The organism is Pseudochryseolinea flava (assembly GCF_003286915.1).
GTDB classification, from domain to species: domain Bacteria; phylum Bacteroidota; class Bacteroidia; order Cytophagales; family Cyclobacteriaceae; genus Ohtaekwangia; species Ohtaekwangia flava.
Map to the genome: position 1 here is coordinate 35,040 of NZ_QMFY01000004.1, position 21,711 is coordinate 56,750.

At 44.5% G+C, this 21,711-nt stretch carries 18 protein-coding genes; 7 read left to right on the forward strand and 11 right to left on the reverse strand.

From position 1 onward, the window contains the following. Positions 1-37 precede the first annotated feature (37 nt). The 6 genes from DQQ10_RS09735 (at position 38) to DQQ10_RS09760 (ending at position 7,627) form a co-directional block, all read left to right on the forward strand. Positions 38-3,526 (forward strand): two-component regulator propeller domain-containing protein, encoded by a 3,489-nt coding sequence (locus tag DQQ10_RS09735; protein WP_112746676.1) that lies wholly within the window; start codon positions 38-40, stop codon positions 3,524-3,526. Then, entirely contained in the window at positions 3,526-4,749 is a 1,224-nt protein-coding gene (locus DQQ10_RS09740; protein ID WP_112746677.1) for a hypothetical protein, read from the forward strand. Before DQQ10_RS09735 ends, DQQ10_RS09740 begins: the two co-directional genes overlap by 1 nt. Positions 4,750-4,772: 23 nt before the next feature. After that, on the forward strand, positions 4,773-5,204 hold the full coding sequence (locus DQQ10_RS09745) for a MarR family winged helix-turn-helix transcriptional regulator (RefSeq protein WP_112746678.1): 432 nt from the start codon (positions 4,773-4,775) through the stop codon (positions 5,202-5,204). A gap of 85 nt (positions 5,205-5,289) precedes the next feature. Continuing rightward, positions 5,290-6,294, forward strand: coding sequence for an NAD(P)/FAD-dependent oxidoreductase (locus DQQ10_RS09750; protein WP_112746952.1), 1,005 nt, complete (start codon positions 5,290-5,292; stop codon positions 6,292-6,294). Between the two features lie 2 nt (positions 6,295-6,296). Further along, positions 6,297-6,623: a 2Fe-2S iron-sulfur cluster-binding protein gene (locus tag DQQ10_RS09755; protein WP_112746679.1), complete on the forward strand. Its 327-nt coding sequence runs from the start codon at positions 6,297-6,299 to the stop codon at positions 6,621-6,623. A 95-nt stretch (positions 6,624-6,718) separates the two neighbouring features. Then, a complete protein-coding gene (locus tag DQQ10_RS09760) occupies positions 6,719-7,627 on the forward strand; it encodes an aldo/keto reductase (protein ID WP_112746680.1) in 909 nt (302 codons plus the stop codon). Positions 7,628-7,849: 222 nt separating this feature from the next. Here DQQ10_RS09760 and DQQ10_RS09765 read toward each other — a convergent pair whose 3' ends face one another. Both DQQ10_RS09765 and DQQ10_RS09770 read right to left on the reverse strand, forming a co-directional pair. After that, positions 7,850-9,184 carry a sensor histidine kinase gene (locus DQQ10_RS09765; protein ID WP_112746681.1) on the reverse strand — a complete coding sequence of 445 codons (1,335 nt, stop codon included), beginning with the start codon at positions 9,182-9,184 and terminating at the stop codon, positions 7,850-7,852. Continuing rightward, positions 9,181-9,891 carry a response regulator transcription factor gene (locus tag DQQ10_RS09770; protein WP_112746682.1) on the reverse strand — a complete coding sequence of 237 codons (711 nt, stop codon included), beginning with the start codon at positions 9,889-9,891 and terminating at the stop codon, positions 9,181-9,183. The genes DQQ10_RS09765 and DQQ10_RS09770 overlap by 4 nt, the downstream gene beginning before the upstream one ends. A gap of 175 nt (positions 9,892-10,066) precedes the next feature. Between DQQ10_RS09770 and DQQ10_RS09775 the strand changes: the two genes are divergently transcribed. Further along, positions 10,067-10,366, forward strand: a complete 300-nt coding sequence (locus DQQ10_RS09775; RefSeq protein ID WP_112746683.1) for a hypothetical protein — start codon at positions 10,067-10,069, stop codon at positions 10,364-10,366. 111 nt (positions 10,367-10,477) lie between these two features. Here DQQ10_RS09775 and DQQ10_RS09780 read toward each other — a convergent pair whose 3' ends face one another. The 9 genes from DQQ10_RS09780 to DQQ10_RS09820 all read right to left on the reverse strand — a co-directional run bounded on the left by DQQ10_RS09780 (position 10,478) and on the right by DQQ10_RS09820 (position 21,630). Beyond that, entirely contained in the window at positions 10,478-12,763 is a 2,286-nt protein-coding gene (locus DQQ10_RS09780) for a glycoside hydrolase family 65 protein (protein ID WP_112746684.1), read from the reverse strand. A gap of 39 nt (positions 12,764-12,802) precedes the next feature. Then, positions 12,803-13,495 (reverse strand): beta-phosphoglucomutase, encoded by a 693-nt coding sequence (gene pgmB / locus DQQ10_RS09785; RefSeq protein ID WP_112746685.1) that lies wholly within the window; start codon positions 13,493-13,495, stop codon positions 12,803-12,805. Positions 13,496-13,519: 24 nt separating this feature from the next. Next, positions 13,520-14,494, reverse strand: a complete 975-nt coding sequence (locus tag DQQ10_RS09790; RefSeq protein ID WP_112746686.1) for a carbohydrate kinase family protein — start codon at positions 14,492-14,494, stop codon at positions 13,520-13,522. Positions 14,495-14,596: 102 nt separating this feature from the next. Next, a complete protein-coding gene (locus DQQ10_RS09795; RefSeq protein WP_112746687.1) occupies positions 14,597-15,538 on the reverse strand; it encodes an ROK family protein in 942 nt (313 codons plus the stop codon). 43 nt (positions 15,539-15,581) lie between these two features. Further along, entirely contained in the window at positions 15,582-16,763 is a 1,182-nt protein-coding gene (locus tag DQQ10_RS09800; RefSeq protein ID WP_245970354.1) for a DUF3179 domain-containing (seleno)protein, read from the reverse strand. Between the two features lie 6 nt (positions 16,764-16,769). After that, the gene (locus DQQ10_RS09805; protein WP_112746688.1) at positions 16,770-18,413 is read right to left on the reverse strand and encodes a glycerol-3-phosphate dehydrogenase/oxidase; all 1,644 of its coding nucleotides are present in this window, start codon (positions 18,411-18,413) and stop codon (positions 16,770-16,772) included. Positions 18,414-19,026: 613 nt separating this feature from the next. After that, on the reverse strand, positions 19,027-19,428 hold the full coding sequence (locus tag DQQ10_RS09810; protein WP_112746689.1) for a radical SAM family protein: 402 nt from the start codon (positions 19,426-19,428) through the stop codon (positions 19,027-19,029). Next, positions 19,425-20,906, reverse strand: coding sequence for a glycerol kinase GlpK (gene glpK, locus DQQ10_RS09815; RefSeq protein ID WP_112746690.1), 1,482 nt, complete (start codon positions 20,904-20,906; stop codon positions 19,425-19,427). The genes DQQ10_RS09810 and glpK overlap by 4 nt, the downstream gene beginning before the upstream one ends. Before the next feature lie 16 nt (positions 20,907-20,922). Then, positions 20,923-21,630, reverse strand: coding sequence for an MIP/aquaporin family protein (locus tag DQQ10_RS09820; protein WP_112746691.1), 708 nt, complete (start codon positions 21,628-21,630; stop codon positions 20,923-20,925). Positions 21,631-21,711: the final 81 nt, after the last annotated feature.

The following is a 21,711-nucleotide window of genomic DNA, read 5'->3' on the forward strand; positions in this document are numbered from 1 at the left end:
TTTGAATAAATTAACTGTTCATGCCCATGCATAACACATGATCAGCGAGCCCATCGCTTTCCTTGATAAGTATAAAACGCAGTATGTCAGCATACTAGCAAATTCGTTTGCGTACAGGTTGCTGTTCGCGACCTTGCTTGCATGCCTCTGCTCAACCATGGCTTTCGGCCAGTTGCTAAACCTAGAATTCGAATCATACAATGCAACAAAAGGATTATCACAGAACTTAGTATACACCATTGCGCAAGACAAAAACGGATACATCTGGATCGGCACCGACGATGGCTTGAATAGATTCGATGGCTATGAGTTCAAGATTTTCAAACACATCAAAGGCGATAGCACCTCCATACCGGCGAATTCGATTAGGGCGTTGTGCCTCGCCCCCGATAGCAGTCTATGGATTGGTACCAGCAATGGTGTATGTCGCTACGTTCCACGAACCGAATCCTTTGAACAATACCCTGTAGATTTCAACGACCCAACAAAGCTTAGTGGTGCTTCCGTAAGTGATATCAAAATCCATCCCGACGGCAGCGTATGGATCAGTTACATTGGCGACGGAATCAATGTGATCCGCGCGAAGGAAAAACGAATCATGCACTATACAGTCAATGGCGATCCTCCCCATAAATTTCAAAACGACCTTGTGTCTGGTACACTCCTGCTGCCAAATGGAGATGTATTGGTTGCTACACTCGAAGGCTTGGAGGTTATCACACCTTCTGGCGACGTGCTCACCAAAGAAGCGATGTTATCGAAGTATCCGTGGGCAAATGCGATCAATCCTTCGATGCGGGCACTTGTGCTTTCAAAAGACCAACATACACTTTGGATCGGGACAGAATTACAAGGACTCTATAAAATTGATCTGCAAACCAGTGAGGTTAAAAATTTCAACAAGACAAATAGCGGATTAGATTTCAATGCGATATTATCAGTATATGAGGATACCCGCGGGATGCTTTGGGTTGGCAGCGAAGCCATTTATTTATTCGACAATAAACGCGAACAACTTGCGCTTTACAACGAGTACGGGATTCAAGGCAGCATTGTGGTTCGAAATCCCATTTATTCCATATTTGAAGATCGCGATCACAATGTTTGGATGGGCACTTTCAGGATGGGGGTTTTAAAATACAACCCTACGGATACACGCATCCTTCACTACCATACCAATCAAGGCGAAGGCAGCATCAAAAACAATGAGATTCTAAGTTTCAATCAAGAAGACAATGGTAACATGTGGATCGCGACAGGCGGCGCTGGGCTATACCGTTTGAGAGAAGATTTAAAAGGATTCGAAGAGGCACCGATGAATGAACGTTTTAGCTCCATGAGTATCAAATGCATACAAAAAGATTCGAAGGGAAATCTCTGGTTGGGCACATGGGAAGGCGGGCTGATGCGCTACAACACTACGAAACAAGAACTCGACATCTACAATCCAGATAAAAAAAACTTTCGAAGCTGGCACATTTGGGATATTCGTGAAGATAGCGTCGGCAACCTATGGCTTGGCACGCTGCGTGATGGCTTGTGTTATTTTAATCCCCAAACCAAAGCTTACACATACTATACGTCGAATGCAGCAGACCCTACCTCGCTCGTGAACAACGACATCATGGCGCTGCTTATAGACTCGAAGAAAAATCTGTGGGTGGGCACCGGCAATGGACTGAGCGTCATGTACGCTGGCGACAGAAAATTTAAGAACATCACCATGAATAGCGGTATTGGCCTTACAAGCGATATCATCTTATGTCTCTACGAAGACCACACCGGAAACATTTGGGTTGGTACAAATGGTGGCGGAATCAACATTCTCACAAAGGATTTAAAACTTGTAAGCACCATTACACAGGTAGATGGCCTGCCTAGCCCTACCGTTGCGTCTATTCAACCTGATGAACACAAAAACATTTGGATCAGCACCTACAATGGCCTTGCTAAATTCGACGCGAAAACACACCGCATTACGGAGGTTCCGCAGATCATCGGACTACAGGGACGCGAGTTCTTACCGCGCGCTTCTTTCCGTTCAAAAGACGGGAAACTTTTCTTCGGCGGCGTGAATGGATTCAATTTGTTTCATCCAGATAGTTTAATCTTCAACCCGATCCATGAAAAAGTCGTGTTAACGGCGTTACAAATTCGAAACCAGGAAGTGCGACCTGGCAAACTTCACGACGACCGGATCATTCTCGACAAATCAATTACAGAAACAACGGAAATCAGGTTGAATCATGAAGACTATTCATTTACCGTTTACTTTTCCCCACTCACGTTCAATTGGCAGCAAAGCATTCATTATGCATATATGCTAGAGAACTTTGATCAAGATTGGCAATACGGCGGTGCGGATCGGCGATTCGTGCATTACACAAGCCTGGCGCCAGGCGAATACACTTTAAAAATAAAAGCATCGTTAGATGGCAAAAGTTGGCCAGACGCAGCACGCACGATAAAAATTATTGTCGCTCCGGCTTGGTGGGATACCGTTTGGTTCCGCATTCTTATTTTCCTAGCGATTGTAACATGTGTTTACATCCTTGTCAAGATTCGACTACGGTTCATGCATAATCAGCAGATGAAACTTTCAAAACTTGTCGAAATTCGGACGAATGAACTGCAAACATCCTACTCGGAGATCAATACGCTGCTCAAGCAAGTTGCAGAACAACGTGATAGCATCGAAGAAAAAAATAGCACGCTAACGCAAATCAACGAAGAGCTCGCGGCGCAACGCGATAGCCTAGCGCTAAAAAGTAACCAACTTGAAGTGGCGCAAACAAAACTCACCGAGATTAATGAAGACTTGGAAAAAGTAGTGCGTGACCGAACGAAAAAGTTGAACGACACGGTGATGGAACTTGAAACTTTTCTGTATCGCGCGTCGCACGATATTCGCGGCCCCATTTCTAGCATGCTTGGACTAATCGAAGTATCTCGAATTGAACCCGACCACCAAAAGTTCTATCAACTTTATAATGAGTTCTTACACAAGACCGTAATCCAGTTAGACCGTACACTTCAAAAGTTATTGGATAAACACATCATCGAAAAAAATCCAGTTACCATTGAAAGTCTTGACAAAAAGACACTGCTTAAAATTTTAGATGACCTTTTAAGGATTGTGCCGCATTATCGCCCTGAGTATTTCAGTTTCTCAATTCCAGAATCCGTTAGCATTAAGACAGACCGTATGCTATTGAGCATCATCCTCGGCAATCTTTTGGAGAATGCTTTTTATTTTTCGACAGCGTCCGATAACAAACAAGTGATCCTGCAGGTTCAGCAAGTCCCTGGGCAAACAATAATCATCGTAAAAGATTATGGCCCGGGCATCAACGCCACCATTCAAGAGAAAGTTTTTGAGATGTTCTATCGTGGCAACACCATCTCCCATGGAAATGGATTGGGGCTTTACCTCGTCAAGTGTGCACTCGCAAAAATCGATGGTCGAATCACGCTCGACTCAACCGAAGGTCAGCACACTACATTCACTGTGATTCTGCCAGGGTAATGTCGGAGGTTGTATCCTTATTCAAACAGGGAATTAAGTTTCTACTGACGGCGATTAGCTCCATCGTCATATTTGCATTGCTTTATATCAACATCAAACTTTACGATGGGCCAGTTATAGATCCAATCGCGGCAGCATCCGTAATCAAACAGCTACGCTATTTTGAGCGGGCAATAGACACAGGCGCAGCACACGAGATGCAAAACATGTATCCTGAAGGATATGTTTTCATGCATGCACTCTACGGACTTACGTGGGCAGATTTTGCGCTTAATCATCCGCATGACACCCTAAAGCGAAAGGCAATCGAAGAAATTAAAACATCATGGACTGCGATTAACAGCACCGATGGGAAGATGCCATTTGATGAAATGTTGCCAATCCGTTATGGCGCCTTTTATACAGGATGGAATAATTACCTGCTCGGAAAACTAATTCAGTTGACCGGAAAAGAACGCGCCGATACAGTTCATGTGATCGCATTTAAGAAAGCCTGCAGCGAAATCGCTTATGTGATGAACAAAGAATTGTTTCCAGAGTCCTATGACGGAATGCGCTGGCCTGCCGATGGAATCATTGCACTAGCATCGTTGTCGCTCCACGACAAAATTTTCACGCCCGCATATTCAGCCACATTATCACGATGGGTCAACAGCGTGCGCCGTAACGTCGGTACTGGAGGACTAATTCCACACCGAACCGATGCGAACGAGAACGCCATAGAACGGGCAAGAGGAAGCTCGCAAAGTTTGATTTTAAATTTCCTTGTGGAAATCGATTCCTCCTTTGCCAAGGAACAATTTGAAAGTTTTGAAAGACTTTTTCTTGACCAACATTTCGGCTTACCATTTATTCGAGAGTATCCACGAGGAATGGCTGGTGAGGGCGATATTGATTCAGGTCCCGTTATCTGGAATATCGGTAGCAGTGCAACGATTGTAGGCGCACGTACGCTATTCATCTATGGAAAATCAAAAGAGGCACAGTCCATCAGCGCTTGCATCGAAGCGTTCGGATTTCCGTCGACAACTCCGAAGGCGAAGCATTACCTGTTTGAGCAGCTGATCATCGCGGACGCCTTTATCGCATGGACGAACAGTGTGATCGACGTAAAAAATCCTTCCTCTTTTATTTTTTTCCATTTGTATACGGCGTTGTTTGTTTTGATACTAGCATTATTCACAGGGTGGGTATGGAGGCGGAGATTGGCTACAAATTCATAAGTTTGTGTACTAACTATTGCACTATGAACGAATCTCGCTATAGCTCCTATTCATTTCTATTGGACCGCACTGCCAGACGTGTGAAACAATATGCTCAGCAACAGTTTACAGCGCAAGGCTTTAACATCACCGTCGACCAGTGGATCGTATTGAAACATTTGGATGAGTACGGCGAGATGAAACAGAATGCATTGGCGGAACTTCTTTTTAAGGACAACCCTACCCTTACCCGCATTATTGATCTGTTATGTGACAAAAAATTGACCGTCCGGAATGTTCATCCTGAAGATCGTCGCAGCTTCAATGTTAGCCTCACGAAAGAAGGCGCCAAGAAAGTACAACAGCTCACGCCCAAAGTTCAAGCCATTCGCCTAAAAGCATGGGAAGGTCTCACCGAAAGAGATTTCAACCAATTCAAGAAAGTACTGGATACGATCTATGAAAATTTAGCGTAACAAATCCCAACCAATTTGGTAGTTATTTCGTTGTATAATTATTGTTATACTAATTATTATTACACTAAAATTAAGCTACCCCATGATCATCCAAACCGATATTGCCATCGTTGGCGCCGGGCCTGTAGGTCTATTTGCCGTTTTCGAAGCCGGTCTCTTGAAAATGCGCTGCCACCTCATCGATGCGCTGCCTCAGATCGGTGGCCAACTTTCAGAGATCTATCCGAAGAAGCCCATTTACGATATTCCGGGCTTCCCTGAAGTACAGGCGCAAACGTTGGTAGACAACCTTCGTAAACAGATCGAGCCTTTTAAACCAACGTTCACGCTCGGTGAAAGAGTCGATAGCCTCACCCGGAATGACGACGGTTCCTTTATTCTCACAACCACCGATGGCACAGCAGTACACAGCAAGGTGGTGGTCATTGCAGCGGGCCTTGGAAGTTTTGAGCCCAGAAAACCAGAGGTCGCAGATCTTGGTCGTTTTGAAGGACGCGGCGTAACGTACATGGTAAAAGATCCTGAGCTTTTCCGCGACAAGAATATCATCATCGCTGGCGGTGGAGATTCTGCGCTTGATTGGACCATCCACTTGGCCAACATCGCGAAAAGTGTAACACTCGTGCATCGAAATGAATCGTTTCGTGGCGCACCCGATTCCGCAGAGAAAGTTTCTACACTAGCGAAAAACGGAAAAATAAATCTCCTGCTCAGTGCCAATCTCAAAGCGCTCCACGGCAATGGTGTCATCAAGGCTGTTGAGATTGAAGACAAACAGAAACAACTTTTAAAAATAGACACGGACTACCTTATTCCGCTGTTTGGACTCACACCAAAGCTCGGACCGATTGCAGATTGGAGACTTAACCTCGATAAAAATGCTATTGAAGTAAATACATTCGATTACGCCACAAACGTGTCCGGGATTTTTGCGATTGGTGATATCAACACCTATCCGGGAAAATTAAAATTGATTCTGTGCGGCTTTCATGAGGCGGCGCTCATGGCCCAAAGTGCGTTCCATTTTGTGTACCCTGATCAAAAAGCAAGTTTCAAATACACGACTGTAAACGGCGTTAATGCATTCTAAATATGGCTGACAAAGACACGATCTCGTTCGACGTCCAGAGTAGTACTGGCGACGTTCAACGCTTGGAACTCCCTGATAATATCAACCTTAGCTTGATGGAAGTGCTCAAGGCGTCTGAATATCCAATTCCCGCGACGTGTGGAGGCATGGCGCTTTGTGCCACCTGTCACGTCGAAATCTTGAAGGGTGTTGAAAATCTTTCAACGCCATCGGATACGGAGCTCGACATGATTGACACACTGCCCAATGCTGCGGCCAACAGCAGGCTTGCTTGTCAAATCAGGCTCGATCACCGCCTTGATGATGCTGTCATCTTGCTGAAGGGATAGTGGTGGCGGCGTGAACCAACGGTTGCAAAAACTGACGCGATAATTTTTTTTTATCGTATTTAATCAGAAAATTGTGGCAATAAGATCATTTAAAAATGCAGAAAATTTATCTCAGTGACGCAGGTCCTAAAGTCTCTCCTGCCGTTTACGGATTCTACCGATGGGACGATTTGGGGAGCAACGCCTCACAAACGATGGAAAAAATCGTTAACCTGTGTCTTGAACTTGGCATCAATACTTTCGATCACGCTGAAATTTATGGCGCCTACCAATGTGAGTCATTGTTCGGTGATATCATCACTAAAAAATCATTCAAGCGAGAAGACATTGTGCTGTTTTCAAAATGCGGATTACGTGTTCCAAGTCCACAACACCCCGAGGTACGACTGAAACATTATGATACGTCTGCAAAACACATATTATCAAGTGTTGAGAACTCGCTGAAGAAGTTGCGTACGGATTACATTGATATATTCCTGCTTGATCACCTGGATCCTATTTCAAATCTTGAAGAATCTGCAATCGCGATCGAAAAGCTCTTGAAATCAGGAAAGGTAAAACACATTGGTGTTGCTAACTTCACAGTATTTCAACATCAGTTACTCGCGGCTTATATCAGAACACCGATCGTAACGCATCACTTAGAACTGAATTTGTTGAACACGGGCGCGCTTGATAATGGACAAATCGACTACATCAAACAACGTTACATGCGTCCTCTTGTTTCGTCGCCGCTTGCGAGTGGACGAATTGCCACCGGCACCGACGAGGTAGCATCTCGCGTACGCACGAAGCTGGAAGAGATCGCACCAAAATACAGTGCAGACATCGAATCAGTGGCTGTGGCATGGCTCATCAAATTGGGCGCGCTGCCATTGATTGGCACGAAAGAAGAAAAACGAATCAAGAATATTGCTAGTGCTTTCAACATTCAACTCGATCATCAAGATTGGTATGACTTGTACATTGCCTCTCGCGGAGAATTTCCAGAGCAGGGATATTAGCGTTAGCGATCATTAACGATTGACGAATGTGTAAGCCAACGCGCACCTTCACTTCTTAAAAGGGACCACCGCAACGTGAGTTCCCTTCAAGGGCCACGGTTAACACAAATCCAGAGCTGAAGGAGGTTGTTTAAGTCAACGACATTGATTAACGATTATTAGAAAAGAAAGGCTGGTTCATGACAAATCTGACCCAGCCTTTTTTATCATCTTCGAAAGAGATCACTCGACAACAGGAAGTTTCACCAGGCATAAGGTCCCCTCACCTTCCTTACTTACAATTTCCATGGCGCCTTTGTGAACACTCACGATTCGATCCACCAACGCTAGCCCTAAGCCAGCACCAGGAACTCGTCCGGCATTGCTTGCTCTAAAGAGCGGAGAGCGTATGCGTTGCAACTCAGCGACAGGAATACCAATACCATAGTCGCGGATACCAATGACAATATTCTTTCCTTTACGATTAAAGCTGATGCGTATTGGCGCTTCGGAATATTTGAACGCATTATCCAGCACGTTTAACAAAGCAATCTGTAACAGGTGACTACTTCCCATCACGATAACATTAGGTATTTCACCATCGCGAAACACAGCACGATCAGGATGATGCAGGGAAAAAGCATTCAAAGTACGTTCTACTAGATCAACAACTACTACCCGTTCCATCTCAGAGTCAGGCGAACGTTCTTCGAGACGCGCCAACGTCAGTAATCCTTGTGTGATCGTCGCTAAGCGCTCTGTTTCTTGCATCACGACCGTTAGCGTTCGTTGATATTCTTGATGCGTTCTGTCCTTCGTCAACGCCAACTCCACTTCCGCCATGATCGCTGTCAATGGTGTTTTTAGTTCATGAGACGCATTTTGAACAAAGCGTCGTTGTGAGCGAAAAGCTTTTTCTATCCGCGACAGCAATGCATTAAATGTTAATATCAATTCATCAATCTCGTCGATACTCGCCACGTCTTTTGAAAAGTGTAAGCGATAACTCAGGTTATCTTCCGTAATCTGTTTTACTTCTTCCACCACACGCGTTACGGGTTTCAAGGCATTGTTGGCAAAGTATAGTCCTGACAAATAAGACAACACCAGGCTTACCACCCATCCACCGATTACTGCACGGAGTAGAAATGTGAGTTCACGCTCCCCTGGCAGATCCTTATCGGAAACAAAAACCAAATAGAGTTGACCATCGACAATGTGTCGGCGCCCAACGGTGGTATACTCATTTCGTTCTGCGTTGAACACCGTGTTCTCGACAAGCTGCCCAATCCACGTTGCCGGGATGTCGTAGTCTCCCTTGCGATAGAGTAGCTTCTTATCTTTTGAATAAATCGAAGTAGAAGGATTAACCAAACTGAACGACCCCTCGGGCATCACATCTTTCACCTCCGGGCTCGCGTAATGTAATACCTCTAGACTAGACTGCTGTGTGAGGCGGTCAACAAAATCAGTATGAACGAAACGCGTAGTAACGATGTAAATAAAAATCAGAATAGCGCCTGTGATAAGTGCGCTCACCAACATAAAACGAATGGCTAATCGTTGAACGATTTTCACGCCTCTGGAAGTTTAAGCACATATCCAAATCCAGTGGATGTTTGGATAAGTTTGGTCGCAAATGGTTTATCGATTTTATTCCGGAGATAGTTGATGTACACGTCAATAAAATTAGTTCCCGTTTCAAAGGTCAAGCCCCACACCGACTCTGCAATTTCCTGGCGCGATTTGACTTTACCTGCATTTCTTGCGAGATACTCCAAGAGCGAATACTCCTTCGCCGTAAGTTGTATCAGTTTACCAGCGCGTTTCACCTCCCGTGCATCAAAGTCAATCACGAGATCGCCGAAGGTAAACACATCATGTTGTTCAGCGCCGGCCGCAACAGGCTGATTTGCAAAAGAGATTTTGCGCCGTCTGGTGAGGGCTTTGATTCGCGCGTATATTTCGTTCCACTTGAAAGGCTTCGGCAGATAATCGTCGGCTCCAGACTCCAATCCGGCAACAATATCATCGCTCATGCCAAGAGCTGTAAGCATCAGCACGGGCGTCACTTCATCCTTTTCTCTAAGCGTTTTACACAGCTCCAGGCCGTTCATCAACGGAAGGTTAACATCGAGTAGGATAAGATCAAATTGCCCGCTCTGAGCCAAGCGAAGGCCTATCTGGCCATCATAGGCTACCTCTGATTCATAACCCGCTTCGTCCAGGCCGCGCTTCAGGACCTCCGCTACTTTAACTTCGTCTTCTACTATGAGTATTCGCATGCTGAATTTTAGTTCAATCTCGTTTCAAAATCAATTAATTAACCAAGAAAACGAAGAATCTAATGACGCGTTAACGTTCTAACCTATTTCTAATGATCCTATAAGTGTATCCTAATACCGTTTTGGCCAACCTCGGCGTAAAAGAAGGTAGTTTTGAACATCAAATAAACAACTTATGAAAAAGCTCTTGTCGATCATTGGTCTTACGGTACTTGGCGCCATCACCGTTAATGCGCAAAGTTCTAAAACAGAAAGCTACCCTTATTGGACAATTGCAAAGGGCGTGCAACAGTTACAGTTTAAAGATTCAGACTACAAGCCGTCTGCGATCGTAACGGGTAACGCTGGATGGACTGTTTCAAAAGGTGTTAACAGAAGCACAGATGCACGTACAGGCTCCGTTCAAACTGGTGGCCGTCCTACGTGGTTTATCTCAAAAGGCGTTGCTCGTCAACAAGCCGAAAAATCGAAATAATAATTACAATACTTCATACAAAAACAGGTTAAAGAATTTTTTGTTAGGGTTAGGGTAAAATGCAGAGCTTTAGACGAGGGCTCTGCATTTTTTATTTTCGTTACATCATCATCAACTCAGCATCACCGCTTCGTCTTTCAGCACAATTTCTAGTGGCTCTCCCGACTCAAGTTTTGTCGTTACACCTTCGTTACTAACCTTTACCTTGATCACACGGTTTCTGAACTCGATACGAAACGAATACGACTTCCACTGATCGGGCATAAACGGATTAAAATGAAGCTTACCTTCTTTAACCTTCATTCCCCCAAACCCTTTAACAACACTCATCCAAGTACCCGCCATCGATGTAATGTGACAACCATCCTCAGTATCGTTGTTATAATCATCAAGATCGAGACGAGCCGTTCTAAGATACAATTCGTAAGCTTTTGCTTTGTACCCAAGCTTCGACGCCAGAATTACGTGGACGCATGGCGACAATGATGATTCGTGTACCGTCATGGGCTCGTAGAAATCAAAATTCTTACGGATGGTTTCGATACTAAAATCATCTTCAAACAAGTAAATACCCTGCAACACATCAGCTTGCTTTATAAAACAAGAGCGCAGAATTCTATCCCACGACCACTTCTGATTGAGTGGACGATCTTCTTGTTTAAGATCACTTACCCGCAAAAGCTCTTTGTCTAGGAAATTATCTTGCTGCAAATACACGTCTCGTTTGGGGTCATGTGGGAAATACATTTTCTCTACAATGTCCGCCCACTTCGACGTTTCTTCCTTTTCTTTGAGTCTCACTACATCGGCAATCACTTCAAATCGCTTTCCGTGCTTTTTCTTCACCAAAGAAATTGCCTCTTGTGTATATTTCAACGTCCACGTGGCAATGTAATTTGTGTACCAGTTATTATTGACGTTGTTCTCATACTCGTTAGGACCCGTTACGCCCAACATCACATATTTATTTTTGTCGGCAGACCAATTCACACGTTGTGCCCAAAAACGTGAAATACCGATGAGCACTTCAAGTCCATGATCGGCCAGGTAATCTTCGTCGCCGGTGTAGCGTATGTAATCGAAGATGGCAAAGGCTATGGCGCCGTTACGGTGAATTTCTTCGAATGTTATCTCCCACTCGTTGTGACATTCTTCCCCATTCATCGTTACCATCGGATAGAGTGCTGCTCCATCTTTAAAACCAAGCTTCTGCGCGTTCTCAATCGCCCGAGCCAGGTGCTTGTGACGGTACACCAAAAGATTGCGCGAAACTTTTTGCTCGGAGGTTCCCAAGTAAAATGGTAAGCAATACGCTTCCGTATCCCAGTAGGTACTACCACCGTATTTTTCTCCTGTAAAACCTTTTGGCCCGATGTTCAAACGCTCATCCTCTCCTGTATAGGTCTGCGTAAGTTGAAAGATATTAAATCGAATACCTTGCTGCGCAGCAATATCACCTTCGATTGTGATATCACATTCTTCCCACTTATGCTCCCATACTTTAGCATGTTCATCAAACAGCTTGTCGAACCCTTTCGCAAAGGCATCATCGAGCACATGATTGGCTTGTGCTGCAATCTTTTCCTTAGGATGATTTTCAGAAGAAAGTACAGCTGCGTATTTGTAGATGATCGTTTCTTTCCCTTCTTCTACATCGATTTGAAAAACGTTGCCCGCAAATTTTTCGCGCTGTTCAATGTTGATACGGTCTACCGTTACGATCTTTCCATGGGTGGTAATCTGAAACTTCATTGCTGTGGCAACGTGGAAGAATGTCTTCTTCGTTTGCGCGACAACCAACGCCCTACCTGGTGATGCTTCTTTGGAAACTTCTTCCCAGAACTTTTCATCATAATTAGAGTCCTTATTCACCACATCGGCATCGACGTATAACGAGAGCGTTATTTTACCAGAGAAATTCAACGGTGTGAATGCATAACGGATCGCCCCCACCTCGCCATTGGCCATACTACAAAATCGTTTAGACAGCACGCGCAGTTTCTTTCCGTCGCTGAGTGTTGCTGCAAATGATCGCGTCAAAAGACCTGTGCGCATATCGAGCACGCGTTTAAAGTCTTCGACTTTGCATTTGGCCAAATCAAGTTTGTGACCATCAACGCTGATGTGAATGCCAATCCAACTTGGTGCATTCAGCACTTTTGCAAAATATTCAGGATAGCCGTTCTTCCACCAACCAACCCTGGTCTTGTCAGGATAATAAACGCCAGCGACATAACTTCCTTTGAGGGTGTCGCCGGAATACTCTTCTTCAAAATTTGCGCGTTGGCCCATACGGCCATTACCGATACTGAATACGCTTTCCGATATTTTATTGAGATGAGGATCAAAACCTTCCTCAATGATTTCCCATTCGTGGTGTTTAAGGTAGTCTTTCATAGTCCACTTTTATATTCGGCAGCCGAGAAGGTTCATTCGTCAATTCGCCAATGCTGCCAATGTTTCTAATTTAAAATCTCCAGTTTGTGCGATAATAAAATCTGCTTTTTGAAGCTGCTCTGCACTACCGACGCCAACACATTTCATTCCAGCAGCAACAGCGGCCTCGACGCCAGCTTCGGCATCTTCGAAGACAACACAATCTGCTGGCGTCACACCAAGCTTCGACGCGGCCAGTAAAAATATTTCCGGATCTGGCTTCGAGTTCACAACCATAGTACCATCTACAACCACATCAAACTGATGGTGAATGTGAAGCAATTGCAATACGGTCATGGCGTTTTTACTGCTAGAAGCCAAACCAATTTTGATTCCTCGCTCACGAAGTTCATGAAGCAAATCTTTCACACCCGGAAAAATCTCATCGGGTGACATGCGCTCAACGTAGTCGACGAACCAAGCATTCTTTTTATTCGCTAGCTTTTCTTTTTCGTAGGAAGTCAACGCCAATTTGCCATCACCAAGACCAAGAATGATCTCCAATGAATGCATGCGACTGACACCTTTTAGTTTTTCATTATCCTCCTTCGTCAGGTCAATACCCAACTCATTTGCAAGTCGTTTCCAAGCAAGGAAATGATAATGGGCGGTATCGACAATTACGCCGTCAAGGTCAAAAATTACAGCCTTTATCAAAGCAGGATCAAGGTTAGTTAAATTGTTCGTAAGCATTAATTCAATCAAAAATTTAAGACCTCAAAAATAAGTTTCTTTGATGATCTTATTCGTTTCAGCCAGCGACTTAAATACTGCAAACGTTTTTCCCTGTGTTCTAAGTGCGCCCAATGCATTACCATAGCGCGCAGCACCGATGTAGTCTTGGGGATCTTGTAATAGCCCGAAACCCAACCCTCCGGCAAATGAATCTCCACAGCCCGTTGTATCGATTACATTATCGACTTTAACGGCCGCCACCATTTCTTCAACAAGCTTTTTTCTATTTCGATAATACACCAAACATCCACGAGAGTCGACCGTGATGTATACACATTTCACACCCCTATCTAAGCAGTGTATCGCAAACTCTCGAAGAGCTTTACGATCTACGTCAGGTGTTTCAGAGTAGTCATTGCTTTCATATTCCTTTTTAAACCATGACGCATGTGCCTCTTCTTGGTTCATCTTTAACACATCGATGTACGGAAGCCATTGATCGCGATCGATCCAGAATTTACGTTGCCGTTCTCCATTGATCAGGCATGCTGTGGTTGGACCATGGGCGTCGAAAATAATCGTGCCTTTACTTTTTTTCTTTAGGAATCGCAGCGTCTCAAGAGAAATCTCATAGTCGCTTATGGGAATAAAAACAAAAACTTTGCAGTCAAGAAGGTTCGTCACATCGTTGGGAACAATCGGATCCATGAATCCCGTTTGACGTTCCAAACGATTATTCATGTCTAAAAATTTCAGACTGATAATATCACCTTGATCATTTTCCGTTGTGATGTGGTCGGTATTAATACCTTTATACGGAGCGAACACTTCGTGGACATTATCTAAATCAACATTTCGCACGTGACTTACCGGAACGATTTCAATTTCATCGCCTGCCATAACGGACAATGCGATGACAGGATGCGTAACACATCCCCACTTTTGAATCAAGTCGCCTTGATGTGTAACAATATGATCTCGGGGAATTGGACCTAGAACAGCGATCTTTTTCTGCATGGCAATCCTTAATCAGTTAAACATTGTTTGTCACCTTCGTTGTGCGAAAGCGCTCCCGTCTAAAATACCGAATACGCAAACTACCATCAAGGAATTGGAAGCCTATTTATCCGTCAAAAAAGCAGCACCGAATACGCCGGCGCTATCACCCAACGAAGGCTTCACGATTGGCGTATCCAAGCGATTATTGAATGTATACTTCTTCACAGAATCTCTTCCGCGATCATAAAGCAAATCAATATTACCAACGCCTCCCCCAATAACAATCACATCAGGATCAACAATATTAACGATAACGCTTAACGATTTTCCAAAAAACTCAATCAAGCGAATCATTGTCTTTTGTGCCGTGGGGTCAACCTTCGATTCCGCTAATGCTACAATATCTTTGAGTGGTTTTCGATTTCCAGTTTCTTTAAAATAATAGTTCTCTAACGCCGGGCCAGAAATTACTTTCTCTACACATCCAATTTTCCCACAGTAACACTGGCCGCCGGAGTCATCTAAAAAGTTATGCCCCCACTCCCCTGCAATACCTTGTAGTCCGGAAATAAGTTTACCATCGATAACAATTCCGCCACCAACGCCTGTACCCATGATCACGCCAAACACATTCTTCGCCTTCGGAAATTGCTCGCGTACCACGCCGAGTTTTGTTTCCGCAAGGACAAAACAATTTGCATCGTTGGCAATTAGCACCTGCATTTCCAATTGCTTTTCTAAGTCAGCTTTAAGGGGCTTACCATTCAGAATCGTTGAGTTCGAATTCTTCATGACGCCGAGCTTCGGGTCAAGGCTTCCAGGGGTTGCAAAGCCTATCTTCTCCGGACGGAACCCAGCCTCCTGTGCCATCATGTCTACCATCTTCTTGATTTGCCCAAGAACGTGTTCATAACCCTGATCTGCCTCAGTCGCTATTCGCTCACGAAACATAACTTCAGCATCTTTTGCTGCATGTAAGATCACGCCTTCTACTTTCGTTCCGCCTAAATCAATTCCCCAAAGACTTTTCTTATCGATACTATATTTCTTTTGCTTACTCATAGTAAAATCAATTCGACAATTTACACAATGTTACTTAGCTAACTCAATTCGGGGAATTATGTTTTGTGGTCGCAGGATGAAATGTTTTCCACGAATGCCAGAACTCCTGATAAGATTGTAATGACTTGAGCGTTTTTCCCTGCAGCGGCCCTTTGATACATTGCCCTGACCACGACCATTCAGAGTTTGATTGGTCGACCAACCGTTTCGCGATTGGATCAAAGGAAAAATTTAACGTATCGCGCTGCCATACGTAAAACGACGCGCTGTCGTTGGCAATGGCTACAACGATGGGGAGTCCTCTCAATGTATCATTGATAACGCGCTGTCGCGTGAGCTCAACCCAATCGTACGCACGCGAGTGATTTGCAACCGTCACGCCTACTACCCATGATTTGTCTTTCCAGGAGAGCGAGTCGCGACGCGTAAGGTAGTTTTGACTTTTGCCTTCGTCATAATTTTTCATGAGCGCGTATTGCTCCGTAAACGTGCTGTCGGGCTGCATAACAGTTGTATTTGGATATTTCTCAAACCATGCGTGCAAAGTCATTTGTGCCGACGGAATTTCCTTTAGCACTTTACCCTTTTGTGAACCTATGACTGCTTCGCCAGTTGCCTGCCGCCACCAACTTCCTGTAGAACCATCTTCGAACATCGTATTAAAGTGATCCATGCCTACCAAACGGAAATTTTCATGCACACCATCTACTTCCGGGCTGTATACTCTTCCTGCACGACACGCGGTGCAGTAGGTGACCATGATTGCTTGCCCTCCAAGACTATCGCGAACCTGACGATGGTAGCCAATGAGTTCTATGGGATAAGCGCGACTTTCTCCGTTGATATGCACGCCCAGAACAAGATTGTCTCGTGAAATTTGATTGCGGTCCATCGCAGCAAAAATTTTCTGTGTCGGCTGAAGGAACATGCGATCGGCAACTTTTTTAAAGTTGAGAAAATACGCCACAACCAAAACCACAACGATGGCAGCCGAAATCAAAACCTTCGACACCACGGTACCCAAAGAATAGTAATACCAAGCGGGAAATAGAATCAGTGCAATTCCAACCGTGCGCAGATAGAATATGTTCTGATGAATAAAATAAGCAATTTCTAATGTATCAGAATCCTGACTTCCGGTAAACGGCATGATATAATAAACACGATAGATTTCAATTGCCAGCAGAACGAGAATACCGGCAATGAATTGAAAGGCTCTGGCCATGAAGTTTTAGTTAAAGGACGTTACGGTTTTGAAATAATGTTCCAGTGATTGTTTCTCTTGCTGAAGTCGTGCCTCATCCCAGTTCAGATAGCGCTGAAGTTCCAACGCAATGTCATCTTTGTAGGCATTCATTCGAGGGGCGTCAAAATACAACAATCCTGTACGACGAACAAAAAAATCCGTCAAACCACAAACCATTTCGTAACGTGACGTAAACCAAAGCTCTGCTTTCATTAAAGCAAGTGCAGGTGTATTACTGGCTACAAGTCGTTTAAATTCATGGAGAATAAGATCTGTTTGACGACCATACGTTTCGACCAGGTGCCGCACTACGGTAAAATCAAAATCGTACGCTTTTAAAATTTGATAAACTTTATCATGATAACCTTTGATCTCGCGTTTGTTTGAAAAGTTAGTTTCCGCGAGTTTCAATTGATGTGTGTGACATTCTTTTAAACGACGATCAGCAAAATACTTTTTGACAATGAGCGTAACAACACGCTCCGCCATCTTTCGGTAGCCTGTTAACTTTCCTCCTGCAATTGAAATCAGGCCCGTAGCGGATTCAAATATCTCGTCTTTGCGCGAAAGCTCGGAAGCCGATTTACCATCTTCATGAATCAATGGTCGTAGCCCAGCCCAACTTGATTCGATGTCATGCACAGCAATATTAACACTGGGGAACATCGCATTCACGGCATCAATCAAATACACTGCATCGTCCTTCGTTGCAACAACGTGATCTTTGTCGCCTGTATAATTTGTATCCGTCGTACCGATGTACGTAATTCTTCCTCGTGGGATCGCAAAGATCATTCGACCGTCGTCGACATCAAAATAAATCGCTTGTGACACTGGTAGTTTTTCCCAAGGCACGACGATGTGAACGCCCTTGGTGAGATGAAGTCGCTTCCCCTGTTTCGATTTGTTTACCTCACGCAAATCATCCACCCAAGGCCCCGCGGCATTAACGACTACATTGGCGGTAAGGGTAAATTCCTTCTGCGAAAATTGATCGAAACACACGACACCAGCAACACGATCACCAACGTAAATGAAATCACTCACTTTGATGTAGTTCAAGATATCGGCTTTGTGCTTACGAGATTGTTTGATGAGCTCGATTGTGAGTCGTGCATCATCGGTTCGATACTCGGCGTAGATCGCACCACCTTTTACGTCGTCCTTTTTTAAAAGGGGCTCATACTTTAGCGTTTGAAATTTTGTTAGCATTCGACGCTGGTCTTCAGCCTTCACGCCTGCGAGCCAGTCATACAACATCAATCCAATAGAAGTCAGCCAATATCCAAGCCCCTTCTTCTCCGAGAGTGGCAGTAACATTTTCTCGGGAACGACCAGATGCGGAGCCAAGTTATGAACCACGGCACGTTCACTACCAACCTCTTTCACTAAACCAAATTCTAACTGCTTTAAATAGCGGAGTCCACCGTGAATAAGTTTTGTAGAACGGCTACTGGTACCGAACGCAAAATCTGCTTTTTCAACGAGCGCTGTCTTCAGTCCTCGCGAAGCGGCATCCAATGCAATACCCGCACCCGTAACACCGCCGCCGATCACCACCACATCATAGGTTTCAGACTGAAGATTTTTCAGAAGTAGGTCTCGAGAGAAGAAAGAAAATTCCTCCATATGCAGGGCGTTTTTCTAAGATAGAAAGGAAAATGGGATTTGCGAGGCGGTTTTCTCTTTTAAGTTCTGATCAATCAGCAAGGATTGATCTCCGTAACCCGACACGATCACAAATGGCTTCTGCACCGACCATTAATCCAGCTGGCTCTAACGACTAGTGCCGGGGAAATTTCTAGTTTGGTAAATAACCAGCGTTTTAAATTAATAATCGATGGTTTTTGAAGTGTGTAACAAAGAGCGACTTGCTAGACAAATTCAATTTTAATAGAGCGTGCGCGCGGTGGCCCAACTTAAACGCGGGGGAGCCCCGGCATGTGCGATGGGTAGCATGTTTAAGTTTCCCCTTTTTCTTTTGTTACTTTTCTATTTGGGGAGGCAAAAAGAAAAGTAAGAAGAGGATGATGCATGACAGAATCGGACGGACTCAGTAGAACATTCAAAAAGTTGATAAGAGTAAGTGCGATCCGGTTTTGAGGCCGCTATCAAAAAACTTTCTCAGGACATTAATAGCTCCGTACTGGCTATTGCTTCATTTAGGGTTGACAAGGAAAACGATATCATTGCGCCATGGTTCAATTTATCTCGAAGATCAGACGAATGAACGGCGGATTTATTAATCGACTGTAGTAAAGAAATACCGCGCGTGACCAAAGTAGACTTCGTAATGACCAATACCGGGAAGCGATGCGTATGGATGAGCTTTAGGAAGGACTCTATCATGCGGTACTTCTCTTCCGCTTTGATGTAAGGATCTGTAGCCGATGCCAAATGCGATTATACCATATTGATTCTTCTTTGCGCGAAAAGCCAATTGCCGATCTAACACTTCCGCGCCGTTAATTTTTACCGACAGTGTTTCCGCCATATTCTCACCATACTTACTGCCGCGCACGTAACAATACTGGCAATTAAAACTACATCCCTCATACGGGTTCAGCGTGTAGTCATCTAAGAACCAACTGTCACGCTTCTTTTTCTTGTTGAGAATCCACTTGACGGTAATTTCTCTAATCACTCCGCCCAACCTTTACACCGTTCAACAGCTTTCTTCCAACCGCGGTATAACTTATCGCGTCGCGCTGCCTCCATCGCAGGGTTAAATACTTTCTGCACCTTTCTATGATTAACAATGTCTTCCTTCTTCCAAAGCCCAACATGAATTCCAGCTAAGTATGCCGCGCCCACCGCCGTCGATTCTATCACTTCAGGGCGCTCTACCTCCGTTGCCAAAATGTCTGCCTGAAATTGCATGAGTATATTGTTTGCACTCGCGCCGCCATCAACTTTCAGCGACGACAATTTTATTCCTGCATCCTCCTCCATCGCCATCAATATATCTTTCGTTTGATAGGCAAGTGACTCTAACGTTGCTTTAATCAAGTGATCTTTTCCCGTATCGCGCGTTAATCCGAAAATTGCACCACGAGCATACATATCCCAATACGGTGCACCCAAACCCGCAAATGCAGGTACAACATAAACATCGTCGACTCCAAGTGCTTTCGCCGCAAAATATTCTGAGTCTTTTGATTGATCAATAATATGCAGGCTATCGCGAAGCCACTGGATTGCCGCGCCCGCGATGAAAACGCTTCCTTCAAGAGCATACTCTACTTTACCATCAAGTCCCCAGGCAATCGTTGTGATCAATCCATTTTTTGATTGCTGAATATTTGTGCCCGTGTTCAACAACATAAAACATCCTGTACCATACGTATTCTTCGCCATGCCCGGAGTAAAACATGCTTGACCAAACAATGCGGCTTGCTGATCTCCAGCAACACCACGAATTGGAATCTCAACATCGCCATGCTTCCATATACCAAAATCACTCGCAGAAGGCTTCACTTCGGGTAGCACGCTCCCGGGAATATCCAAGGCTTGAAGAAGTTTTTTATTCCACGCCAAACGTCGTATGTCGTACAACATCGTTCGCGACGCATTCGAGTAGTCCGTTGCATGAACGGTGCCTCCCGTCATATTCCAAATCAACCAACTATCAACAGTACCAAAAGCAAGTTCACCTTTCGTGGCGAGTGCCCTTGCTCCCTCTACATTATCCAAAATCCATTTTATTTTTGTCGCGGAAAAATAAGAATCGATCACAAGCCCTGTTGTATCACGAACGTATTCCTCCAACCCTTGCGATTTCAAAGCCTCGCATATCGGCGCTGTGCGTTTGTCTTGCCAAACAATGGCATTAAATATCGGCCTACCTGTTTTTCTATTCCATACCACCGTCGTCTCACGTTGATTGGTAATACCGATTGCCGCAATGTTTTTTGGCGTCACGTGATGATCATCGATCACCTTCGACAACATCGCGAGTTGCGAATTCAAAATCTCCATCGGATCGTGCTCGACCCAACCCGGCTTCGGAAATATCTGCCTGAACTCTTGCTGCGCGACGCCAACAATTTGTCCTTCCTTATTGAAGAGAACAGCACGCGAGCTCGTTGTGCCTTGATCTAATGCAATGATAAATTTCTCCATGTAGAAAAAATATAACTCAGATGAATAACGTATTGTAAAGCAGAACACCCAGTACACCTCCAATGATTGGACCGACCACGGGTATCCAACTGTAAGACCAATCCGACGTTCCCTTTCCTGGAATAGGCAACACAAAATGCGCGAGCCGTGGACCGAAGTCACGCGCTGGGTTAATCGCAAATCCTGTTGTCCCTCCGAGTGAAAAACCAATCATCGAAATAAGGGCACCAACAACAACAGGCTTTAATCCTTCTGAAAAATCATTTGCCCCGATGAAAAGAATGGCGAGTACCAACACCAATGTTCCAAAAATTTCACTGAACAAATTATTCGGAACAGAACGAATTGCCGGCGACGTACAAAAAACGCTCAGCTTCTTAATCTCACTGTCTGTATTTTTCCAATGCGGCAAATAGTGCACCCATACGAGAATAGCACCAACAAAAGCGCCCGCAAATTGCGCCGCCAAATATCCTGCAAGTTTCGACAATGGAAAACTTCCTGATAGTGTCAACGCGATGGTGATGGCCGGATTAAGGTGCGCTTCACTGATTCTTCCTACTGCGTAAATGCATATCGTTACGGCTAATCCCCAAGCAATCACGATGGTGTGCCAGCCAGCGTTCTCAGATTTTGTATCTTTCAAGAGGGTCGCTGCGACGACACCATCTCCAAGAATAATGAGCAGCATCGTACCAAAAAATTCCGCAACGTAAGGATTCATGGTTGGTGTAGTTTAGTATGCATTACATGCGAACGCGTCGCATAAACTGTTTGGAATATACTAAACTTTCTTGAAAGCAAA